General features: G+C 59.4%; 12 protein-coding genes and 1 pseudogene. 10 read left to right on the top strand and 3 right to left on the bottom strand.

The features are described 5' to 3' along the window. Together FPT15_RS29405 and FPT15_RS29400 are read left to right on the top strand one after the other, a co-directional pair. A pseudogene (locus FPT15_RS29405) lies at positions 1 to 5,258 on the top strand (LapA family giant adhesin); the annotation flags it as partial. 152 nt (positions 5,259 to 5,410) lie between these two features. Continuing rightward, entirely contained in the window at positions 5,411 to 5,749 is a 339-nt protein-coding gene (locus FPT15_RS29400) for a hypothetical protein (protein ID WP_016968775.1), read from the top strand. 152 nt (positions 5,750 to 5,901) lie between these two features. Here FPT15_RS29400 and lapD read toward each other — a convergent pair whose 3' ends face one another. Further along, complete coding sequence (gene lapD / locus FPT15_RS29395) at positions 5,902 to 7,848, bottom strand: cyclic di-GMP receptor LapD (protein WP_145166195.1); 1,947 nt, start codon at positions 7,846 to 7,848, stop codon at positions 5,902 to 5,904. A gap of 14 nt (positions 7,849 to 7,862) precedes the next feature. Continuing rightward, positions 7,863 to 8,555, bottom strand: coding sequence for a cysteine protease LapG (gene lapG / locus FPT15_RS29390; protein WP_106580708.1), 693 nt, complete (start codon positions 8,553 to 8,555; stop codon positions 7,863 to 7,865). 252 nt (positions 8,556 to 8,807) lie between these two features. On the opposite strand from lapG, the gene FPT15_RS29385 reads away from it, so the two are divergent. The 5 genes from FPT15_RS29385 to FPT15_RS29365 all read left to right on the top strand — a co-directional run bounded on the left by FPT15_RS29385 (position 8,808) and on the right by FPT15_RS29365 (position 15,434). Continuing rightward, positions 8,808 to 9,518, top strand: coding sequence for a GntR family transcriptional regulator (locus FPT15_RS29385; protein WP_145166194.1), 711 nt, complete (start codon positions 8,808 to 8,810; stop codon positions 9,516 to 9,518). A gap of 363 nt (positions 9,519 to 9,881) precedes the next feature. Beyond that, positions 9,882 to 10,640 (top strand): DUF3050 domain-containing protein, encoded by a 759-nt coding sequence (locus FPT15_RS29380; protein ID WP_145166193.1) that lies wholly within the window; start codon positions 9,882 to 9,884, stop codon positions 10,638 to 10,640. Further along, positions 10,637 to 11,584, top strand: coding sequence for a diiron oxygenase (locus FPT15_RS29375; RefSeq protein WP_145166192.1), 948 nt, complete (start codon positions 10,637 to 10,639; stop codon positions 11,582 to 11,584). The genes FPT15_RS29380 and FPT15_RS29375 overlap by 4 nt, the downstream gene beginning before the upstream one ends. After that, positions 11,581 to 14,958, top strand: coding sequence for an amino acid adenylation domain-containing protein (locus FPT15_RS29370; RefSeq protein ID WP_145166191.1), 3,378 nt, complete (start codon positions 11,581 to 11,583; stop codon positions 14,956 to 14,958). Before FPT15_RS29375 ends, FPT15_RS29370 begins: the two co-directional genes overlap by 4 nt. A gap of 17 nt (positions 14,959 to 14,975) precedes the next feature. Further along, entirely contained in the window at positions 14,976 to 15,434 is a 459-nt protein-coding gene (locus FPT15_RS29365) for an SRPBCC family protein (protein WP_145166190.1), read from the top strand. Positions 15,435 to 15,472: 38 nt separating this feature from the next. Here the strand turns inward: FPT15_RS29365 and FPT15_RS29360 are convergent, their stop codons facing one another. Further along, positions 15,473 to 17,353, bottom strand: a complete 1,881-nt coding sequence (locus tag FPT15_RS29360; RefSeq protein WP_145166189.1) for a methyl-accepting chemotaxis protein — start codon at positions 17,351 to 17,353, stop codon at positions 15,473 to 15,475. A 279-nt stretch (positions 17,354 to 17,632) separates the two neighbouring features. Between FPT15_RS29360 and FPT15_RS29355 the strand changes: the two genes are divergently transcribed. The 3 genes from FPT15_RS29355 (at position 17,633) to FPT15_RS29345 (ending at position 21,729) form a co-directional block, all read left to right on the top strand. After that, positions 17,633 to 18,148, top strand: a complete 516-nt coding sequence (locus tag FPT15_RS29355) for a sigma-70 family RNA polymerase sigma factor (RefSeq protein WP_145166188.1) — start codon at positions 17,633 to 17,635, stop codon at positions 18,146 to 18,148. Between the two features lie 5 nt (positions 18,149 to 18,153). Further along, the gene (locus FPT15_RS29350) at positions 18,154 to 19,128 is read left to right on the top strand and encodes a FecR domain-containing protein (RefSeq protein WP_145166187.1); all 975 of its coding nucleotides are present in this window, start codon (positions 18,154 to 18,156) and stop codon (positions 19,126 to 19,128) included. A gap of 105 nt (positions 19,129 to 19,233) precedes the next feature. Next, positions 19,234 to 21,729 carry a TonB-dependent siderophore receptor gene (locus tag FPT15_RS29345; RefSeq protein ID WP_145166186.1) on the top strand — a complete coding sequence of 832 codons (2,496 nt, stop codon included), beginning with the start codon at positions 19,234 to 19,236 and terminating at the stop codon, positions 21,727 to 21,729. Positions 21,730 to 21,957: the final 228 nt, after the last annotated feature.

The raw sequence follows: 21,957 nt of genomic DNA, 5'->3' as shown, positions 1-21,957 counted from the left end.
TCGTTGAAGGCGGCAACATCACCTACACCGCCACGCTGACCAACCCAGCGCAAACTGCGGTAACCGTGACGCTGAGCAACGGCCAGACGATCAATATCGAAGCAGGCAAGTCTTCGGGCACGGTCGTGTTCCAAACGCCGCCGAACGACGTTTACAACAACGCGTCGACTGTCAGCACGACGATCACCAAGGCAACCGGCGGTAATTTTGAGAACCTGGCGGCGAATCCGGCCGCTGCCGTGACGAGCATCACCGACTCGATCGACACCACCACCGTGACCCTGAGCGCGCCAAGCGAAGTCAACGAAGGCGGCACCATCACCTACACCGCCACCTTGAGCAACAAGGCTGGCAGCGACATGGTGATCACCCTGGATAACGGCTCGACGATCAAGATTGCCAAGGATTCTCTGGTCGGCCAGGTGACCGTTAATGCGCCAGGCGATGACGTGTTCATCGACAAGAGCACCCAGACCGTCAAGATCGCCGGCACGACCGGCGGCAATTTCGAAAACCTCAGCGTGACGCCAGGCGGCGCCACTACCGTGGTCAACGACACCATTGATACGGTGAGAATCCTCCTGACCGCCACCGGCAGCGTCGGCGAGAAAGGCAACATCGTCTACACCGCCACCCTGGTCGACAAAGACGGTCATGCCGTCAATAACGTCGGCAAAACTGTGGTGGTCGAGCTGGATAACGGCAAGACCATCAGCATTGCCGACGGCCAGAGTTCCAGCACGGCCACCGTTGTCGCGCCTAATGATGTGTACGCCGGCAACCAGACGGTGACTGCGGCCATCAAGGGCGTCACCGGTGGTGAGCAGTTCGAGAACCTGGTGCCGGTCAAGGATCCGGTGAGCACCACCGTATACGACACACCGGGCACCACTGACCTGACGACCATGACCCTGAGCGCGCCAAGCGAAGTTAACGAAGGCGGCACCATCACCTACACCGCCACCTTGAGCAACAAGGCCGGCAGCGACATGGTGATCACCCTGGATAACGGCTCGACGATCAAGATTGCCAAGGATTCCCTGGTCGGCCAGGTGACCGTCAATGCGCCAAGCGATGACGTGTTCATCGACAAAAGCACCCAGACCGTGAAGATCACCGGCACTACCGGCGGTAATTTCGAGGGCGTCACCATCACCCCAGGCGGGGCGACCACCGTCGTCAACGACACCATCGACGACGTGACCGTGTCGCTCAAAGCCAACGGCTCGGTCAGCGAAGGCGGTCAGATCACCTATACCGCGTCCCTGGTCGACAAGAACGGCAATGCCGTAACCAACGTCGGCTCCGACCTGGTGGTGAAGTTGGATAACGGCTCGACCATTACCATCGGCAACGGGCAGTCCAGCAACACCGCGACCACCACTGCGCCTAACGACGCGTACGTCGGCGCCAACGACGTGACTGCCAAGATCACCGGCGTGGTCAGCGGCGGCGACAAGTACGAGCATTTGATCGTCGACGGCAGCACCGTGACCACCAAGGTGACGGATGTGATCAACAACACCACCATCAGCATTACCGGCGACGCATCGGTGACTGAAGGCGGCACGGCGAACTACACCCTGACCCTGAGCAACCCGGCGCAAACCGATGTGACCGTGACGCTCAAGTACAGCGGCACCGCCACCGACGGCTCGGACTTCACCGGCGTGTACACCGTGAAGATCCCGGCCGGCGCCAGCAGCGTGCCGTTCACGATCGGCACGATCGACGACAAGATCACCGAGCCGACAGAAACGATCGTCATCACCATCGACAAAACCACCGGCGGCAACTTCGAAAACCTGGTGGTCGGCAATGGCAGCGTCAGCACCAACATCATCGACAACGACGCGCCGCCGGTCATCGACCTGGATGCCAACAACTCCAGCGGCGCCACCGGTGCCGACTACAAGACCTCGTTCACCGAAGGCGGCACGGGCGTATCGATTGCTGACACCGACATCAAGATTACCGATCCGGACAGCACTCAACTGACCGGCGCCACCGTGGTCTTGACCAACACTCAGCAGGGCGACTCGCTGAACTACGCAGGCGTTACCGGCATCACTGTGACCCCGACCACAGACCCTGCCACCGGCAAGATCACGCTGACCCTGACCGGTACGGCGTCGCTGGCTGACTACATGCAGCAGATCAAGAACATCACGTTCACCAACAACAGCCACGACCCGAGCACCACGCCACGGACCATTACCGTGACCGTGACCGATGGCGGCAATTACTCCAACGTCGCTACCGCCACGGTCAATGTCGTGGCGGTCAACGATGCGCCAGTGGCGACCGGCAGCGCCGTGACCGGCACCGAAGACACGCCGCTGGCCCTGACCTGGGCCAACTTCGGCGTGACCGATGTGGACTCGCCACAAGCCAGCCTTGGCGTGAAGATCACCGACCTGCCGGTGGCCGGCAAGCTGCAATACCTGGCGGCCGACGGCTCCACCTGGACCAACGTGACCGCCGGCCAGACCTTCACCAAGGCGCAGATCGACGGCGGCCAGTTGCGCTTTATGCCCAACGCCAACGAGTCCGGCACCGACGGTTATGGCGGCACCGGCATTGGCAACAAGCAGGCCGATTACGCGCAGTTCAAGTTCCAGCCTACCGACGGCAAGGACCTGGGCACCAGCGCCACGGTGAAAGTCGATATCACGCCGGTCGCCGACGCACCGACCCTGAATGTGGCTGACAACAACGTCAATTCGGTGGGCTTGCTCAAGCAAAGCTGGAACAGCATCGCCGGTATCGGCACCAACGGTAACGGCGCGGCCCCGGCCGACCTGAAAAACGCCATTGATAACGCCGGCACACCGAACAGCAGCGCGATTGTGACCAACGTCGAATCCACCGCCAACGTAGCGGCAGGTGCGGGCTCGAAGATCTCCGGCCTGATGTACATGGAAGCCGGCAAGTCCTACACCTTCAGCGGCACCGGCGATGACAGCCTGGTGATCAACGTCGGCGGCAAAGACGTGGCCAGCGCGCAATGGGGCACCAACAGTGGCAAGTTCAGCGGCTCGATTACCCCGACCGTCAGCGGCTACTACAGCATCGAGATTTACCACGCCAACCAGTCCGGCCCGGGCAGCTATGACGTCAACCTGTCGATCAACGGCGCAGCGGCCACAGACCTGAGCACCAGCGGCGCAGCGCTGTACACCGGCGTCACTGACCTGACCAACGCCGGCGTGACCGTGTCCGACCTGCATGGCAGCAACGGTGACGGTTACTACGTGGGCTACAAGCTCAACGAAGGCCAGGAAAACGGCACTGTGAAGCTGTCCAAAGTCACCACCGCGCTGACCGATACCGACGGCTCGGAAACCCTGAGCGTGAAGATCAGCGGTGTACCGGCAGGCTCTGTGCTCACCGACGCGTCCGGGCACACCTTCACCGCGACCAAAACCGTGGGCGAAGTCAACGTCACCGGCTGGGACCTGAGCACCCTGACCATCAAACCGCCGACCTACTACAGCGGCCAGTTCAACCTGACCGTCACCTCGACGTCCACCGAAAGCCTCGGCGGTTCGGCCATCACCACCGCGCAATTGCCGGTGACGGTGTACCCGGCTACCTACAGCTCGATCACGGGCACCTCGGGCAGTGACGCGATTACCGGCACCGATGGCAACGACATCGTCGTGGCCGATATCGGCGGCCTGAACGTGGTGCAGGGCAAGAACTACAACATCGCGTTCATGGTGGACAGTTCCGGCAGCATGAGCACCGCGTCGGTCAACGCCGCGAAGGCTTCGTTGACCTCGGTGTTCAACTCGCTCAAAGACAGCCTGGGCGCCAACACGTCGGGGACTGTGAATATCTTCCTGGCGGATTTCGATACCCAGGTGAACAAGTCGGTCGCCATCAACCTTAACGATCCAAACGCCCTGACGTTGCTCAAGGCAGTGCTGGACTCGATGGTGTCGGGCGGCGGTACCAACTATGAAGACGTGTTCAAGACCACGGCCAACTTCTTCCAGAGCGGCCTGGCAACCGGCAACACCGGCGCGACCAACCTGACCTACTTCATCACCGACGGCCAGCCGACGTACTTCCAGAACGGCGAGCAGACCAACCCGGTGGTCACTGACTTCTACAACAGCGGCGTCACCGATGGTCGCTTGGACGACTACATCAGCACCAACAACTATGTGCTGGGTAACACGTTCAGCATCAACGTCAACGGCACTAACCTGCAGTTGATCGACAGCCGCGGCCAATTGCACCAATGGGTACAGGTCCGCAGTGGCGGCTGGTACGACAATGGCGTGATCGGCACCGTGCACGCCCAGGGTGACGGCACGTTTGAAGTCTCCTACCTCGACGGCAGTGGCAGCAGCACCAGCACAGCGACCACAAACAACTCCAGCAGCGGCTTTGCACTGCTCAAAGGCTTGTCGGCGGTAGAAGCCATCGGTATCAACGGCGACGTCAGCCTCAATGACCTCCGGCCGTACGACAGCGATGGCAAGCCGCAAAGCAACATCGATCCGAAGGACCTGGCCAACGCCATCCTCGGCCACACCGAGGCAACGCTGCCGGGCAACGACACCATCAACGGGGGCGACGGCAACGACATCATCTTCGGCGACCTGGTGAGCTTCAGCGGTATTACCGGTGAGGGGTACAACGCACTGCAGGCCTTTGTTGCACAGAAGACCGGCGTGGCGGTCACGGCGGTGACCACCTCGAACGTGCACCAGTACGTGACCGAGCACTATGCCGACTTCGACGTGTCCGGCGCCAAAGACGGCAACGACACACTGTTGGGCGGCGCGGGTGATGACATCCTGTTCGGCCAGGGCGGCAACGACTACCTGGACGGCGGCAAAGGCAATGACATCTTGCTGGGCGGCACCGGTGACGACACCTTGATCGGCGGCCAGGGCAACGACATCCTGATCGGTGGTTCGGGTGCCGACACCTTCGTGTGGAAGGCGGGTGACCTGGGCAACGATGTGATCAAGGACTTTAAAGCCTCGGAAGGTGACCGGATCGATCTCAAGGATCTGTTGAAGGGTGAGACAGACAGCACCATCGACAACTACCTCAAGATCACCACGGTAGACGGCGTGTCGACCCTGCAAATCAGCAGTGAAGGCAAGCTCAACGCGGCTGGCGGCGTGGCCAATGCCGATGTGACGATCAAGCTGGAAGGCAACGATTGGTCTCACACCAGCATCAACTCGCTGATCAGTGGTGCCGATCCGACCATCAAGATCGATCACACCGCCTAAGACGCGATGAACCGGCCGCCCACTCGGGCGGCCGATTTATTTGGCTGATGCGTTACTGGCTCTTACGGGCGGTTGCATCGCATACTCGCGCTCATAAACACACCATTGACCTATGCTGGTGAACGCGTGTGGCTCATTTTCGAGGGTTTCTTATGTTTTACGTGCAACGTGATGCACAGGGTGCACTGAGTCGCGTGGAGGCCGCCGCCTTTGCCGAATCAACTGAGACCCTGCCGGCCGATCACCATGAGATTCAGGCCTGGTACGCCAACGAAGTGGTGGAAACCAGCCTGGCGCAGCTCAAGCAAAGTGACCTGGAGATGATTCGGGTGCTGGACGACTTGATTCAGGTGCTGACGCGCAAGGGCGTGATCAGCGTGACGGACCTGCCGCCGGCAGCGCAGGCCAAGCTGATGGACCGTACCCACGCGCGGGAAGCGTTGGGCGGGTTGAGCCACCTGATCAATGATGAAGAGACTGGTTTGATCTGATTTAGTTAGGCAAACCGAAGCTAAATCGGGGCAGGCTTTTGTGGGAGCTGGCTTGCCTGCGACGCAGGCACCTCGGTGTGTCAGGCGGACCGAAGTGATGCTATCGCAGGCAAGCCAGCTCCCACACAAGCGAGTGCCCCGTTAGGTTTGGATTATTTCCAGGGCGCCGGTTCACCGAATAGCTGCCCCTGCACACCGAAAATCCCCATCTCGCGAATCACCTTCAGCTCCCCTTCGGTTTCCACACGCTCGGCAATCAATGGCAAGTCGATGCTGTGGGCCGCACGCTGGATCGCCTCGATAAACAGGCGTTTGTCGCTTTCCTGATCGATGGCGCGGATGTAGCTGCCGTCGATTTTCAGGTACGCCAGGCCCAGCCGTGCAAGGTTGCCGATCATGCTGAAACGCCCACCAAAGCGCTGCAGGCTCAGAGAGAAGCCCAGCTCGCGCAGGCGCTGGGTCAACTGCTCCAGCAGCGCCTGTTCCGGCAATTGTTCTTCACCGATTTCCAGGGTCAGGCGCGGGCCCAGGTTGCTGTGCGGGCGCAGCAGCTCAAAAATCCGATTCAGCGCCTGAGCATCCTGCAAGGTCGCGGCAGACAGGTTCAGCGCCAGGCTATGGCTGTGGCCGGCCATTTGCTTGAGTACCTGCTCGAGCATCAAGCGGTCCAGGCGCGCCGTCCAGCCGAAGCGCTCAAGCCACGGCAGGAAACGCCCGGCAGGTATCGTGTGGCCGTCTTCATCCTGCAAGCGCGACAGCACTTTGTAGTGCAAGACCAGTTGCGGGTCCTGGCTGGCGACGACCGGTTGGAAGTACAGCTGGAAACGCTGCTGAGTCAGGGCCTGGTCGAGCAGCGTGTGCCACGCATGGTGATCGTCGCCGACGCTGGCGGCGGCGCTATGGTCCAGGCACACCCAGCTGGTGTCGCCCTGCCCTTCGGCCTGGGCCAGGGCTTGGTCAGCCAGGGTCAACAGCGCTTGAGGCGAGTCGCCATGGTTGAACGGTGCCAGGCCGATATAGGCAACCGGCGTGACATCACTGGCGCCAGTGGCTTGCAGGCTGAGCAACGTGGTCTCAAGGTTCTGCGCCAGTTGCAGCGCTTCTTCGCGCACCAGCCCCGGTGCCAGCACCGCAAACTCACCGCCGCGGATACGGGTGACGAGGTTGTGGGTTTCCGGGTACGGCTCGCACTCGCGCAGCAGCTGTTCGCCGACCGCTTGCAGCAATTGGTCGGTACGCTGGCCCCCGAGGCGCTGGTTGAGACCGGCCAGGTCCTTGACCCGCAGCAGCAGCAGATAGCCGGAGCTGGTCTCTTCCGGGTTACTCACGCGGGCGTTGAGCTGCATTTCGAAATAACGTCGGTTGGCGAGGCCGGTGAGGTTGTCTTGATAGGACTCGATGCGCAGCTTTTCGCTGCGCTCGGCCTGCTCCTGGAACAGCGCCTTGAGCTTTTCCACCATCTGGTTCATGGCCTGCACTACGCGGCGCAGTTCCGGCGTGCGCGGCAGGTCGGGCAAGCTGAGAAATTCGCGGCGGGCAATGGCGTGGGACTGCTTGACCATGTAGTCCAATGGCTTCAACTGCCGACGCAGCAACAACGCGCCAAGCACCGCACTGACCGCGCCGCACAGCAACAGCCAGCCGAGGCTGCCCAGGGCGCTTTGCCAGAGTTTGGCCAGGGCGAACATCGGGTGACTGACCACCTCCACGCGCGCCGCCTGCTCCCAGCCGCGATTGACCAGCGCATCGCCACCCGCTGGCTCCAGACCGATCAATTTCACGAACCAGTTGGGCACACCGTTGTTGTCGGGAATGCCGCTGCGCTCGACGATGGTTTTATCCGTGGCCAGGTCCACCACGCGGATGCTTGCGTAATAGCCGCTGTCGAAGATCGAGCTGACCAGCAGTTCGACCATGGCCGGGTCGTCGATATTGGGCGTCAGCGACAATGCCAGTGCCGTCGCCGCATCCTGCGCGTGGGAGCGAAGCTGGTTGACGTATTGGGTGCGCGAGCTTTCCAGGCTGACCATGAAGCTGCCACTGAAGGCGACCACCAGGAACAGACAGATTGCGATCAATAGTTGTTTGAACAGAGACATCCGATCAGTTACTCCTAGTTGGCAGGCTCGGCCGGGAAGCCTTCGGCACGCATTTTTCTCAACACATCCTGCCAGCGCGACAAGCGTTTGGTATCACCGACTTTCGTGTTGCCCTTGGCGCCGGGCAGGTACAAACCCTCGGCGTTGAAGGAATACACGGGAATCAGGTCGGTACGGCGGGTGGCCGGCAGGATCTCGTCCATCAGGCTATCGAGCACCAGCGGGATGGCGTTCGGGGTCGAATAATACGTCAGCACCATGTGCGCGCGATTCTGCCGCAAGGCCTTGACGTAGGTAATGCGCAATTTGTCGCTGGAAACGCCCAGGTGACGCAGGCTGAAATACTTGGCGATTGCATAGTCTTCACAATCTCCGGCACCTTTCCACAGGGCTTCGATGGGCGTCTCCCAATAATCGACCACGTGCCACAGGTCGATGTCTTCCACGTACGTCATTTGCTTGTTGAAGAACAGATTGACGACCTTGAGCTGCTCCTGCTCGTCGACCTGCTTTTGGGTCGCGAGCAACCGCTGCCAGGCGTCAATCCGCTGCTGGCCCTCACCCAGCGGCCCGTACAAGGCGGTGGCTTTGCGGCTGATCTGAGAGAAATCCCAATCGGCATGCAGCCCGCCGAGCATCAAGCCAGCCAACAGAATCGCTGAAAATAGCCAGCTAAGGATTCGAGAGGGAATAAAACTTACCGCCAAGGCGTTCAGTCCGTGGAGAGAAACGGAATTTCAAAGGATGGTGAAGCCTCAACCCACAAAAAACAATGGCACAGTGCAATCATTCATACGGGGGCGAAGTTCATGACCCGCCGCTGTGGGATGCACAAAGTACAGCTTGTAAGCCCTTACAAACGGAAACTTTGGCTGTTTGACAAGCGTGTGGGCCATCTTTAGTGTGCATTGGATCCAATTAAACACACTCCATTCAACAATAAGGAGGATAGCGTAACCGTGACGCAGAAGCCGAACCCGTTAAGCAGCATCAAAATCAGCGGGCCTATTCCCGCCCACCTTGCCCGCGCCGTTATTGAAGAAACCCTGCGCAATGCCATTCTCGACGGTCGACTGCCCTGTGGCACCGCGATGCGCCAGCAAGAGCTCGCCAGCCTGTTCGGTGTCAGCCGCATGCCCGTACGCGAAGCTTTGCGCCAGCTGGAAGCCCAGTCTTTGCTGCATGTGGTGACGCACAAGGGCGCCGTGGTTGCGCCGTTGATCGAAGACAATTCAGCTGAAACCTATGCCCTGCGCATGCTGCTGGAATCCGAAGCGCTGCGCCTGTCGATCCCGTTGCTTACCGACGCCGACATTGCCGAAGCCGACGCCTTGATCAAAGCGCTGGAGCAAGAGAAAGATTACGCCGAGATCGGCCGTCTCAATCGTCTGTTTCACATGGCGCTTTATAGCAAGGCACCCAACCAGCGTTTGCTCAAGTTGGTTGAACACGGCTTGAACGAGGAAGAACGCTTTCTGCGCTTCAACCTCGAAGCGATGGGGCTGGGCGAGACGTCCCAGGAAGATCACCGTGAACTGCTGAGCCTGGTGGCCCAGAAGAAAACCGACGAAAGCATCCTGACGTTGCGCAACCACCTGATGCGCGGCATGGAGGTCATCTCCACCTACCTCAACGGTCTTGAAGCCGCCGCAACACTCGACATGCAGTAAGTTTTACCACGCGTTTTGTAGATCCTTATACGGTGAAGGCCCCTTTCTGTGCGGAAGGGCCCCCACGGTATACATCGCCTATTTATTGATGCCCGGCTAACTTAAAGAAACGTCCCACTTCCATTCAAGCAAGTTACTTACAACAAACTGTATTTCGAAAAAATATCTAATACTTTCACCATCTCGCCCAAACGTTTAATCAGCTTACTATCGCTGCCTCATACAACAAACACTTCATTTTGCTGCGCAGTCTAGTCGCGTTCTTACTGCGCGCGGGGTCTGGCTATGCGCCACGCCTGCACGCCCGGTTATAAATCCCAACACTGTTTTCAGAGCAGTCGCAATAACTTATAGGCATCAACCATGCATCAACACTTACTTGAACAAAAGAAACTGCAACTGTGCAGCCATCCGTTATTTAAAGAAATAACTTCATTGACCAAGTTACAGCGTTTTATGCAACACCATGTATTTGCCGTTTGGGACTTCATGAGCCTGACCAAACGCTTGCAGCAGGACCTGAGCTGCACGCAATTACCCTGGCTGCCGCCCCTCGACCCGCAAGCGGCGCGCCTCATCAACGAAATCGTGCTCGGCGAAGAGTCCGACGCACACCCCGCACAGGGCCATTGCAGCCACTTCGACCTGTACCTGCAAGCGATGGCCGAAGTAGGCGCTGACACCCGCGTCGTCCGGCGCTTCATTGAGCTGCAGCGTCAAGGGACCGAAGCCAGCGCGGCCTTGCATCAGGTCGATGCGCCGCCAGGCGTAGCCCGCTTTGTCGAAAGCACGTTGCAGATCGCCTTGAACGCGCCCACCCACGGCGTAGCGTCCGCCTTCCTGCATGGACGCGAGAGTGTCATTCCCACCATGTTCGCGTGCATTCTGCGCGGCGATGTATTCAAGGGCCACCAGGCGCCGACCTTCTGCTACTACTTGAACCGTCACATCGAACTGGACACGCAAGGGCACGGGCCCGCCGCAGAGCTGCTACTCCAGCGCCTGATCGGTACAGACCCGACTCGCCAACGCCAGGCCGATGAAGTCGCTCTGGGCGCCGTGCACAGCCGCCTCCGCTTCTGGGACGACGTGCGCGCCTCGCTGCAAGAGAGGCAGCCATGAACGCCGCCGACTATCGCTCCTTCGCCGATGACTGGGAACGCCGTGCAACCCTGCGTACACGTCCGCGGCGCATGCTGGAAAACGACGACAGACTGATCTATCCCGCAAGCCGCCAGCCCCTGGTGCTGAGCGCGACTTTCCTTGAGCATTGCTCGCAGTGGCGCGACTTCGTGCTGGTGCAAAGCTTCTACAAATTCCTCAATGACGTGGTGATCTTCGAAACCGAGATCGTCGACAAGACCGCTCGCAGCATTGCCAAGAATCGCTTCTCGCTGTCCTTCCCCCTCGCCTGTCGCTACGACGCAATGACCGTCGTGGTCGATGAGGATTACCACGCGCTGGTCGCGCTGGATTTCCTGCAACAGACCGTGGCCATGACGGGCCTGCAACCGCTCGACTTGCCTGGCCAAATCGAACTGAGCCATGCCTTGCCCGCAGCCCAGGCGCTGGCACCGCCGCACCTGCGTGATGCCGTGGAGTTGATTGGCGTGGCTATCGCCGAGAACACCATCACCCATGACGTCGCGGCGTTTGCCAAAGATGACAGCGTCAAACCGTCCATACGCGGCTTGATGGCCGACCACTTGTTTGATGAAGGCCGCCACGCACAGTTCTGGACCCACCTGGTGCGTATCTACTGGCAGTCGGCAAACCCGGCCGACCGCGACAGCATCGCGGCCACCCTGCCGGTGTTCTTGACGCATTACCTGACCAACGATCTGCAGAAAGCTTTCGATCTGCAGTTGATCGAACACCTGGACGTTGGCGCCGACGTTCGCCGTGCGCTTGAGGACGAAGTCGCAGCGCTGCACTTTCCCATCACCCGCCAACACCCGCTGCTCGGCAATATCATGGGTTTTCTGCACCACAGCGGTGTGCTGCACACCCCGAGCGTCGCCCTGGCCCTGAGCGCCTATTTACCCGAATCGGGGAGGCAGCCATGAGGCGCTTGAACATGGGATGGAGCGGCACCAGCAAAGCCCTGGAAGCGATCAGGCAAACGCTGGAGCAGTACGGACATGTCACCGCGACGGAGTCCCTCGACGTCATGATTGAAGACGGCAGCCAACCGCTGCGCGAGCCTGCCGATAGAACCCAGCGGATCAGCCTGCGACTGGGCATTGGCCCGGTGTCTGAACACGGGCTTCCAGCGGTGCAATTGCGCTGCTATGACCAGACCCGTCGCGTACTGGCGATACGCGATATTACCGAGGAGCCCAGCGGCAACGGCGAGCGATTGCGCCAACAAGCGACGAATGCCCTGGTGGAATGGGTAGCCTCGCTGGTCAGCCAATTCTCGCGAGACCCTACGTTTTTTTCGGCGACAACCGTCGCTAATGCCTGGCCTGAGCAAGGCCTGCAAGGGCTGGATGAGTTGGCGTTCCTGCATCGATTCAACCGTACCGCGCAGCCGGCACTGCTACAGGCTGCCCAGGTGCCGATGATCGAACGGTTACAGGCCAGCCTTCATTCCTTTGCTGAACGACCGGCGCTGAACATCGCGGGCAGCGTGCTGACCTACCGTCAATTACTGGATCGCGCCGTGTCGATCCAGCAAGAACTGCGTCCCCTGCTGGAACACGCGCAGACGCCAACCGTGGTCGGCGTGTGCCTGGAAAAATCCGTCGATCTGTATGCCAGCATTCTGGCGGTGCTGGGTTGCGGCGCGGTGTACCTGCCACTGGCACCGGATCATCCGCCGCAACGCCAGCGCGCCATGCTGCAAAGCAGCAACGCCAGGGTATTGGTGGTAGAGGGTCAGCACCCTTTGCGCGACGATTTCGTTACCCTGAATGTCAGCACTGTCGACCCGACCTGTGCCGACATCACACGCCCGCTGATGCAGCATCGTCCCAGCAGCGAGGCGCCCTGCGTGGCGCTTTTCACCTCAGGCACCACCGGCCAACCGAAAGGCGTATTGCTCAGCCAACGCAACCTCGCGCATTTCACCGCCTGGCTTGGCGCCTGTATGTCGTTGGACGAGCACAGCCGCGTGCTGCAATTTTCGCCGCTCAGTTTTGACTCATCGCTGATCGACATCTTCCCTGCCCTGATAGCCGGCGCCGAGTTGATCGTCTCGAGCGAGCGCCAACGGCACGATCCTCAGCAACTGGTCGAGCTGATTCGCCAACAGGGCATCAGCCACGCGTTTCTGCCGCCGGCGCTGCTGAGCATTCTGCCGCTGGATCAGCCCTTGGGTTTGACTCACTTGATGACCGGCGGTGATGCCTGCGAGCCGCATGTGATCGAATGCCTGGCGAGCCAATGCCACCTGCACAATTTCTACGGCCCTACCGAAACGACGGTGCTGGTCACCCACCGAACGTTCCAGCCCGGTGACAGCACACGCAATCTTGGCCGCCCCATTGCCAACAGCCAGGTGCTGATCCTCGACGACGACCTGAACCCGGTGGATGAACAGGTGATGGGCGATCTGTATATCGTCGGCCCTGGCCTGGGCCTTGGGTATGTGAGCGCGCCGCAACGGGCCGACAGCCCGTTTGTTGAGCTGACACTGCCGGGCGGCCGATCGGTGAGGGCATACCGCAGTGGCGACCGGGCGAAATGGACGGCGGACGGTATCGAACTGGGCGGCCGGCGGGATGATCAGGTGAAGATCCGCGGCTTTCGGGTCGAGCCCCAGGAGATTGAGCAATGCCTGCGCAGCAGTCGGCTGTTTCGCCAAGTGGCGGTGCTGATTGATCCTGACCGCAGGATCCTCAGCTTTGCCGCCCAACCCGAACCAGGCGCCACCATGGGGGGCCTCAAGCACCATGCGCGGCAATGGCTGCCGACCTACATGCAGCCCGAGGTGTGGACAGAATTACCCACTCTGCCGCGCACTCACCACGGCAAGATCGACCGCCAGGCATTGCTGGCGATACCGAAACACGCCACCGCGCGCAACGACTGCAATGCTGCACGAACGCCACTACAGATGCGGCTGATGGCGCTGTGGAGCGAGTTGTTGGCGGTGCCGGATGGCGACATTTCCATCGACGATGGGTTTTTCAACCTGGGCGGTCATTCCATTCTGCTGTCTACCCTGCTGCTGCGTCTGCGCAAAGCGTTTGGCCGCAGCCTTTCACTGAGCAGTTTCTTTGAAGCACCGACAATTCGTACGCTCTGCGTGCTGATGGAAGACGGCGCACTGCCGCATGCACTGTCAGGCCAGGTGGAAAAGGATGCGTCGCAAGCGCTGAATATAGAAACGCTGCATGAGGACCGCGCTGGCGATCCGCGCAAAGTGATTGTCACGGGCGCCAACAGTTTTGTCGGCGTGCACCTCGTCGAAGCCTTGTTGGCCGGCGGTGTGCAGGAGGTGGCATGCCTGGTGCGTGAACAGCCGGGGCAGTCGGCGATGACGCGGTTCACCCAGGCATTGCGCGAGTACCGGCTGGAACATCTGGATTTGAGTCGGGTGCAGGTATATGCCGCCGATATGGGCTTGCCCCGGCTGGGCCTGGCCAGCGATGTGTATGAGCACCTCGCCCGTAACCACGGGGTCTTGGTGCACAACGCGGCGCGGGTCAATCATGTGATGGATTACGCCTCACTCGCCCAGGACAACGTCGAACCGATACGTGAGTGCCTGCGCCTGTGTGAAACCCACTGCAAGAAAGTCTTCAATTTCATCTCGACCCTGTCGGCCTGCAGCAGTGTCGACGCCCAGGGACACATCCTCGAAACGCCGGCTGCAACCACGTTGCCGCTCTACCTCAAGAATGGCTACAACCTCTCCAAGTGGGTCGCCGAACGCTTGCTGGGGCGTGCAGCCGAGCAGGGCGCATGGGTGAACATCTATCGTCCGGGAAACATCGCTTTCAATAGCCGCAACGGCGTCTGCAAGCCGCAAAACAACCGCCTGATGATGATGCTCAAGGGTTCGTTGCAATTGGGCCTGGCGCCGCGCCTGCAGATGAACTTCGACCTGATGCCGGTGGACTTCTTTGCCCGTTTTGTTGCGTTTCATTGCGGCCGCTTTGTTGCGAGACGAAACGTATTCAACCTGCACAACCCACAGCCTTTGAGCTGGGATCACTACCTTGATGCATTCAGTCAGGCGGGCCACTGCTTCGAGCGAGTGAGCGTTGCGCAGTGGCAGACAGAGCTGCGAACGGTAGGCCCCGATAACGCGCTGTTTGGCGTGCTGGGCTTCTACCTGGATAACCTCGCAGAAGACATCAGCGACATCACGATGATTTGCCACGAGAACGCACGCCAGGGTGTGGAGGCGATGGGCGAGCAGTACCCGCACAAGGACCCGGCGCTGTTGCGCAGGGGCTGCGACCACCTCAAGGCCATCGGCTTTCTCTGACCGTTCAGGACATTTCTATGAATCTGTTGCAACCCGATACATTAATTCGCAACCCGAACGGCACACCGGTGGTGGCGTCTGTTGACGTCGCGTGCGAGGCCGCTGATCTGTGGCAAGTGGTGGGCAATTTTGCAGGCTTTGATGCCTTCGTTCCGACTCTCTCGCACATCGAAATGACGGGCACAGGCATAGGCGCCTTGCGCACGAAATATTTCCACGATGGCCATTGCGTCGTAGAGCAACTCAACAGCCGCGACGACGACGCCATGTACATGACCTGGACCACACTCTACAACACCTTGGGTGTCGCCCGGCTGTGGGCTGCCATGCAGGTGGAAGCGCTCGGCGCAGGATGTTCGCGGGCAACCTGGACGCTCATGGGTGAGCCGGTCGATACCACCCAGGCGGCGTTTGAACAGTTTGTGCAGACCTTCGCCGACACTGCCCTGGAGAATGTACGCCAGATGTTCAGCTGATCAGCAGGAGCGAGACGCCTCGCTCCTGCAGGGCCCGGTCAGATTTTGAAGCTGTCGACCAGTTGCTTCAGGCGGCTCGCTTGCTGAGACAGCGCATCGCAGTCCTTCAGCGTTTCGTTGAGGTTGGCCACACCCTGCTGATTCAACAGGTTGATCTGGTTGATGTCGACATTGAGGGTCTCAACCACAGCGGTCTGCTCCTCGGTAGCCGCCGCGACCGACTGGTTCATGCCATCGATCTCGACGATTCGCTGCGTCACGCTGACCAGGCGCTCGCCGGCCTGGTTGGCCACTTCAACGCTCTCCTCGCTGGAGGTCTGGCTGGCGTTCATGGTGGTCACCGCCTCACGCGAGCCCACTTGCAGCGACGTGATCATCTTGTGGATCTCTTCGGCGGACTCCTGGGTACGGTGAGCGAGGTTACGCACTTCGTCGGCAACCACGGCAAACCCACGCCCGGCTTCCCCGGCACGCGCGGCCTCGATTGCGGCATTGAGCGCCAACAAGTTGGTTTGCTGGGAGATGCCTTTGATCACATCAAGGATGTGGCCAATGTTGTCGGTGCTGGCGTTCAGGGTTTCAATCTGAGTGCAGGACAGGCTGATCTTCTGCGACAGCTCCGACATTGCCAGGATGGTTTTCTCCACCACCTTGCGCCCGTCGTCTGCTTGTTCACTGGCACCACTGGCATGCTGCGAAGCATCAGCTGCGTTACGCGCGATTTCCTGGGTAGCGGCGCCCAGCTCGTTGATCGCCGCGGCCACGCTGTTGGTGCGTGCGCTTTGCTCGTCCGAGCCGATGATCGAGGCGTTCGACGACGCCATCACGCGCTGGGACAGGTCATGCACCTGACGCGTTGCCGAAGACACTTCGGAAATAGAGGCGTGGATACGCTCGACGAACTGGTTGAAGGCGCTGCCTACCTCGCCAAACTCGTCCTTGCTGGTTACGTCCAGGCGGCGAGTCAAATCGCCCTCACCCTGGGCAATGTCCTGCATGGCCACACCCATGGTGGTCAGCGGGCGCAGCAGTACTTGGATCAACAGGCTCAACAGCACGGCAATGGCGACGACCGCGATCAACATGGCGATCAACGCCGAAGTACGGAATTTGCCAAGTGGTGCGTAGGCTTTGTCTTTGTCGATCGACAGACCGATGTACCAATCTGCACCGGGCAAACCGCTGATCGGCGTGAACGAAAGAATGCGGTCCTGACCATTGAGAACCACGTCCTGGCTGACCTTTTCGATCCGCAGGTTGGTACCTGGGTAGATGTCCTTGAGGTTTTTCATCACCTGGTCCTGGTCAGGACTGACGATGACCTGGCCATCGGCGCTGACCAGGAACGCATGGCCGATCCCGCCGAAGTCTACCGAGTTGATGATCTTCACCAGGGTTTGCAGGCTCAGGTCACCGCCGACCACACCCAACAGCTCACCGTTCTTTTTGACGGGCAGAGCAATGGTTACGATCTGCCCGCCGACTGCGGCCATGTAAGGCGGAGTCAGCATGGGTTTATCGGCAGCCACCGCCTGCTTGTACCAAGGGCGCTGACGCGGGTCGTAATCGTCAGGCATCTTCGCGTCAGGACGCTGGGTGAACACCCCGTTGGTTTGCCCGACGTAGGTGAACTGGAAGTTCGAGGTGAACGCCGGCTGATCAACCAAACCAGGAAGATCGGCCTGAGTGCCCTGATGGGCAACGTTTTGCGCCAGGCTTTCGAGTACCAGAATGCGGCCACTGAGCCAGTTCTGCACACTGCTGGCCGTGAGTTCGCCTGATTGCTGGATAGACGAGTCCAGGTTTTGCTTGATGGTGCTGCGCTGCAGGTAGTCGTTGTAAAGCGTGAATAACGCGAACGCGAGAACCACGACGCCTGATGCGGCCAGCAGAATTTTATGACTGAACTTAAGATTCATTTCATCGACTTCTTTTGCCAAATGGGGATGAGCGTGCCGAGTGGAACATTCCATGTAACGGGATAGGCGGACTCTGCGACCGCTCTATTTCGGTGCACGCATGGCTCGTCAGGCTTTCGGCCAGGCCAGGATAAATCTTAGAAATTTGTGAGAAGCATCCTCATTTTGAGTAGGAAACCGACCGGCGGTAGATCTGCAGGCTCTGGCGTTGCAAAATTTTTCAGCCTCCCAGACAATGAGACTAATTATCATTTGTGACGTTTGGCCGGGCCTGTGTGAATGCCATCTACCGAGTACATCCCTGGTAAACCTGTGGTGCAGACGCTTTACAGCGCCCATCACAGCTGGCTCAACCGGTGGCTGCGCAGTCGCCTGGGCAATGCAGCGGATGCAGCGGACCTGGCTCAGGACACGTTCGTGCGCTTGCTGCAAAAAACCGAACGCCTTGAACTCAAAGCTCCTCGCGCCTTTCTGCGAAGCATCGCCAGCGGCCTGGTGATTGATCATTGGCGGCGCGAAGAAATCCAGCGCGCCTACCTTGAGTCTATTGCCCACCTGCCTGAAGCGTTGGCACCCAGCGCAGAAGCGCGGATGTTGGTGCTGGAACTGCTGGAGGAAATCGCCCGTCTTCTGGACGGATTGAAACCGAAAGTACGTCAGGCGTTTCTGCTGGCTCAGTGTGATGGGTTGGCGCACAAGCAGATCGCGCTGCAGATGGGGGTGTCGTTGCGAACAGTGGAACGGTATATCGCGCAGGCGCTGTATCACTGCTACGTAGTGCGTTATGAAACGTGACCCCGATGGATAATGCCGCGCGCCCGGGGCCAGATCCTCAGGTGGTCAAGCAGGCCATCACTTGGGCACTGCGCCTGCGTAATAACCGGGCCAATGTGCGCTTGCATGCACAATGTGAGCGCTGGCGCGAGGCGCATGACGACCATGAATTGGCCTGGCAGCGGGTACAAGCACTGCAGCAGGAATTGAGCAGCCAAATGGCCGCGATTCCCGGTGCGCGCGTGGCCTTGGAAAATGCTTCGCAAGGCGTGGGCCGGCGGCAGGCACTGAAGATGTTGTCTGGCGTCATGTTGGTGGGCTCGGCAGCCTGGTTAAGCCGCGACCTGACCGGCTGGCAGCGCTGGACGTCCGACCTTGCGACCGCCACAGGGGAACGGCGCAGCGTGCAATTGCCGGATGGCGCTCGCGTGCAACTCAACACCGACAGCGCCGTGGACCTGGACTTCAACGCACAGCAGCGTCTGATCACGCTGGTTCGCGGGGAAATCCTGGTGACGTGCGGCGCGCCTTCTTCAGCGCCACTGCTGGTGCAAACTCGGCATGGCTTGCTCGAAGGTATCGACGGGCGCTTTGCCGTGCGCCAAGACAGCGATTGCACACGCTTGAGTGTGGTCAGTGGCAACGTGGCCATTCACTCACCACACTCGGCAGACGGACTGTCGACTCAAGTCCATGCAGGAGAGAACTACCTGGTACATCGCACGCATGCCACGCTGGCGCCGCCGCTGGATATGGACATGGGCGCCTGGGTCGATGGGCTGATCGTGACACGGAACATGCGCCTGGCTGCATTCCTGTCGGAGGTAGGGCGCTATCGCCATGGTTATCTGGGTTGTTCGGCAGAAGCCAGCGACTTGCGGTTGTCGGGGGTTTTCCGCCTGGAGGACACGGATAAATTGTTGGCGGTCGTTGCACAGACGCTGTCTGTTGAAGTGCGCTATCGCACGCGTTGGTGGGTAAGCCTGGAACGTTCAGCCTGATTTTTTATGTTTTATATAAAGTTTTTTTGGCGGTTTTTTTCCGTGAGACCGGCTTAGACAGTAAGCCTTTCAATCAGCCCTCACCGGCCTCCACGGATCTTGATCATGACAGCGCGTTTTCCCGGCAACTCATCGTGCTCTTCCTACCCCCTTTTGGCTAAATCCATCCGTGCGGCATTGCTGTCGACCGCGATGGGCATGGGCGCGGTTCCGATCGCCGGCATGGCTGGGCAAGCAAACATCGAGCAGGTTAACCAGCGCTACGACCTGCCTGCCGGCGCCCTGGGCGAGGTGCTCAATCAATTCGCCCGTCAGGCACGCATCACCCTCTCCAGCACGCCTGGGCAAACCCAAGGCCGGCAATCAGCCGGGCTGCACGGCGAGTATTCAGCCGAGCAGGGGTTGAATCATCTACTCAGCGGCTCTGGCTTGCAGGCCGTATCGCAAGATGGTGTCAGCTTTGTGCTGGAGACCCAGATGCAGAGCAGCACCGTGACGCTGCCCACAACGGATATCAAAGGCTTCGCCCTGGGTAATGCCTTAGGCAGCATGGAAGGCTATAACGCGACGCATAGCCAAATCGCAACCAAGACCAGCGCTGCGCTGCTGGAGACGTCGCAAACCGTCTCCGTGGTGACGCGCGAGCAGATGGACGACCAAGGCTCCCAGACCGTCGCACAAGCCATGCGTTACACGCCTGGTGTACTGACCAACCCCTATGGTGCGACCCATCGTTATGACTACGTGGCAATGCGCGGTTTTAACGATGGTTCTGTGGACAACATCTACCTTGATGGCTTGAAGTCCATGGGGGATAGCGGCACCTATAGCACCATGCAGGTTGATCCGTATTTTCTCGAGCGCGTGGACATTCTGAAGGGGCCTTCCTCTGTCCTCTATGGACGCAGCTCGCCCGGCGGCCTGGTCGCGCTGACCAGCAAGAAGCCATTGCTTGAGCCCTACCATCAGGTTCAAGCAACGGCAGGCAGTCACGGTCAGCAGGGCATGGGTTTTGACTTCAGTGGACCCGTGGATGACGACAAGCGCATTGCCTATCGGCTTATCGGTTTAGCGGACAAGGCCGATACGCAGTTCGACCACGCCAAAGAAAAGCGCTTTGCCTTGGCGCCGACACTCAGCATCGACTTTACCGAAGACACCTCGCTGACACTCCAGGCGTACCTGCAGCATGATCCTGATGGCGGCTATCACGGCGGTATGCCGGCAGACGGCGCATTGCATCAGCGTAATGGCCAGCGCATCTCCAGCCACTTCTTTGAAGGTGAACCTGGAGTTGATGGCTACAAACGTGATCAGCAGTCGTTCGGCTATCAGTTCGAGCATCGATTCAACGACGTGTTTACTGCGCGACAGAACTTGCGCTATCTCGACTCCAAGGTGCAATTGGATCAGGTATACGCCTATGGCTGGACCACACCGACCAGTAACGAGTTGAATCGCTATTACTCGGGAGGTGATGAGAAGCTGCATGCGTTCATCATCGACAACATGCTACAGGCAGAATTTTTTACCGGGGCCACCCAACATACCGTGCTGATGGGAGCTGATTATCAGCGACGTAAAACGGTGGTGGACTGGACGAGCGGGTCACTGCAGCCAATCAACGCATTCAACCCGGTCTATGGCAACACTGCTATCAGCAATGCCAGCCTGACCAGCTATCTGCGTCGCCTTGAGCAAACTGGCGTTTATCTACAAGACCTGATCGAAATGGATAAATGGCGGTTCTCTCTAGGGCTGCGTCAGGACTGGGTCGAGACCTCTGACGAGAACCGCATCGCTGAAGCGGGTCGACCGCTGGGCACAGAGATTTCTGACAAGCGTACCAAGCTGACTGGGCGAGCCGGCGCGCTGTATTTGTTTGATAACGGCTTGGCACCCTATGTCAGCTATTCAGAGTCGTTCAACCCGAACTCCTATTCAGACAGCGCCGGTAACCCGCTGGCACCCACCAATGGAACGCAGTGGGAAGCGGGCTTGAAGTATCAGCCGCCGGGGACGGATGACCTGTTTACAGCTTCCTGGTTTCGCATCGACCAAGAAAACCTGGCGACGAAGCTTCCGCAAGAAAACTTCTATCGCGCAGTAGGTGCGGTTCGCTCGCAGGGCCTGGAGTTGGAAGCACACATGCAACTGACCGATAACCTGAAGATTTTGGGCAGCTATACCTTTACCGACATTAAATACTCAAAATCGATGGTCAGTACATTGAGCTCAGCCGACAACTTGATCGAGAACAAAGGCAACTCCCCCACGCAGGCACCTCGCCATATGGCATCGGTGTGGGCGGACTACACGTTTGATAGCGGCGCCTTTGACGGCTTGCGACTTGGCGGCGGGGTTCGGTACGTCGGCTACAGCTGGGCAGACGCGGAGAACACAATGAAGGTACCGGCCTACACCTTGTTTGACGCATCCTTGGGGTATGACTTGGGCAGGGTTGGGTTGAAAGGCGTAGATGTAAGGTTGAACGCGAACAACCTGACCAATGAGACCTATGTAGCGTCCTGTGCCAGCCTGAACTTCTGCTATTTGGGCGAAGAACGTAACGTCAGTGCGACGGTAAGCTATCAATTCTGATCTGTTAGCGTTTCTGACAAGCCAGTGTCCGCTTTCAGGCACTGGCTTTTTTGTGGGCCGGGTTCAGGGTGATCTGATGTGGTCGACCCGGGAGGACTTACCTGCCTTCTCTCAGTCGGCGGCAGTCCTCCAAAACGACAAAACCCCTGTCTGCGTTAACAGACAGGGGTTTCGGAATTTAATCTTGACGATGACCTACTCTCACATGGGGAAACCCCACACTACCAT

Origin of the sequence: Pseudomonas sp. RGB (assembly GCF_007713445.1) — a bacterium.
Taxonomy (GTDB): Bacteria; Pseudomonadota; Gammaproteobacteria; order Pseudomonadales; family Pseudomonadaceae; genus Aquipseudomonas.
Note: the sequence above shows the minus strand (reverse complement) of the source record. Positions and strands in the feature narration are given on the sequence as shown.

Excerpts from the sequence above, each read along its gene's own strand:
- FPT15_RS29350 (WP_145166187.1), top strand. The coding sequence starts at position 18,154 with ATGGATAATGCCGCGCGCCCGGGGCCAGATCCTCAGGTGGTCAAGCAG.
- lapD (WP_145166195.1), bottom strand. The coding sequence starts at position 7,848 with ATGTCTCTGTTCAAACAACTATTGATCGCAATCTGTCTGTTCCTGGTG.
- FPT15_RS29345 (WP_145166186.1), top strand. The coding sequence starts at position 19,234 with ATGACAGCGCGTTTTCCCGGCAACTCATCGTGCTCTTCCTACCCCCTT.
- FPT15_RS29400 (WP_016968775.1), top strand. The coding sequence starts at position 5,411 with ATGTTTTACGTGCAACGTGATGCACAGGGTGCACTGAGTCGCGTGGAG.
- FPT15_RS29380 (WP_145166193.1), top strand. The coding sequence starts at position 9,882 with ATGCATCAACACTTACTTGAACAAAAGAAACTGCAACTGTGCAGCCAT.
- FPT15_RS29375 (WP_145166192.1), top strand. The coding sequence starts at position 10,637 with ATGAACGCCGCCGACTATCGCTCCTTCGCCGATGACTGGGAACGCCGT.
- FPT15_RS29365 (WP_145166190.1), top strand. The coding sequence starts at position 14,976 with ATGAATCTGTTGCAACCCGATACATTAATTCGCAACCCGAACGGCACA.
- FPT15_RS29360 (WP_145166189.1), bottom strand. The coding sequence starts at position 17,353 with ATGAATCTTAAGTTCAGTCATAAAATTCTGCTGGCCGCATCAGGCGTC.
- FPT15_RS29370 (WP_145166191.1), top strand. The coding sequence starts at position 11,581 with ATGAGGCGCTTGAACATGGGATGGAGCGGCACCAGCAAAGCCCTGGAA.
- FPT15_RS29355 (WP_145166188.1), top strand. The coding sequence starts at position 17,633 with ATGCCATCTACCGAGTACATCCCTGGTAAACCTGTGGTGCAGACGCTT.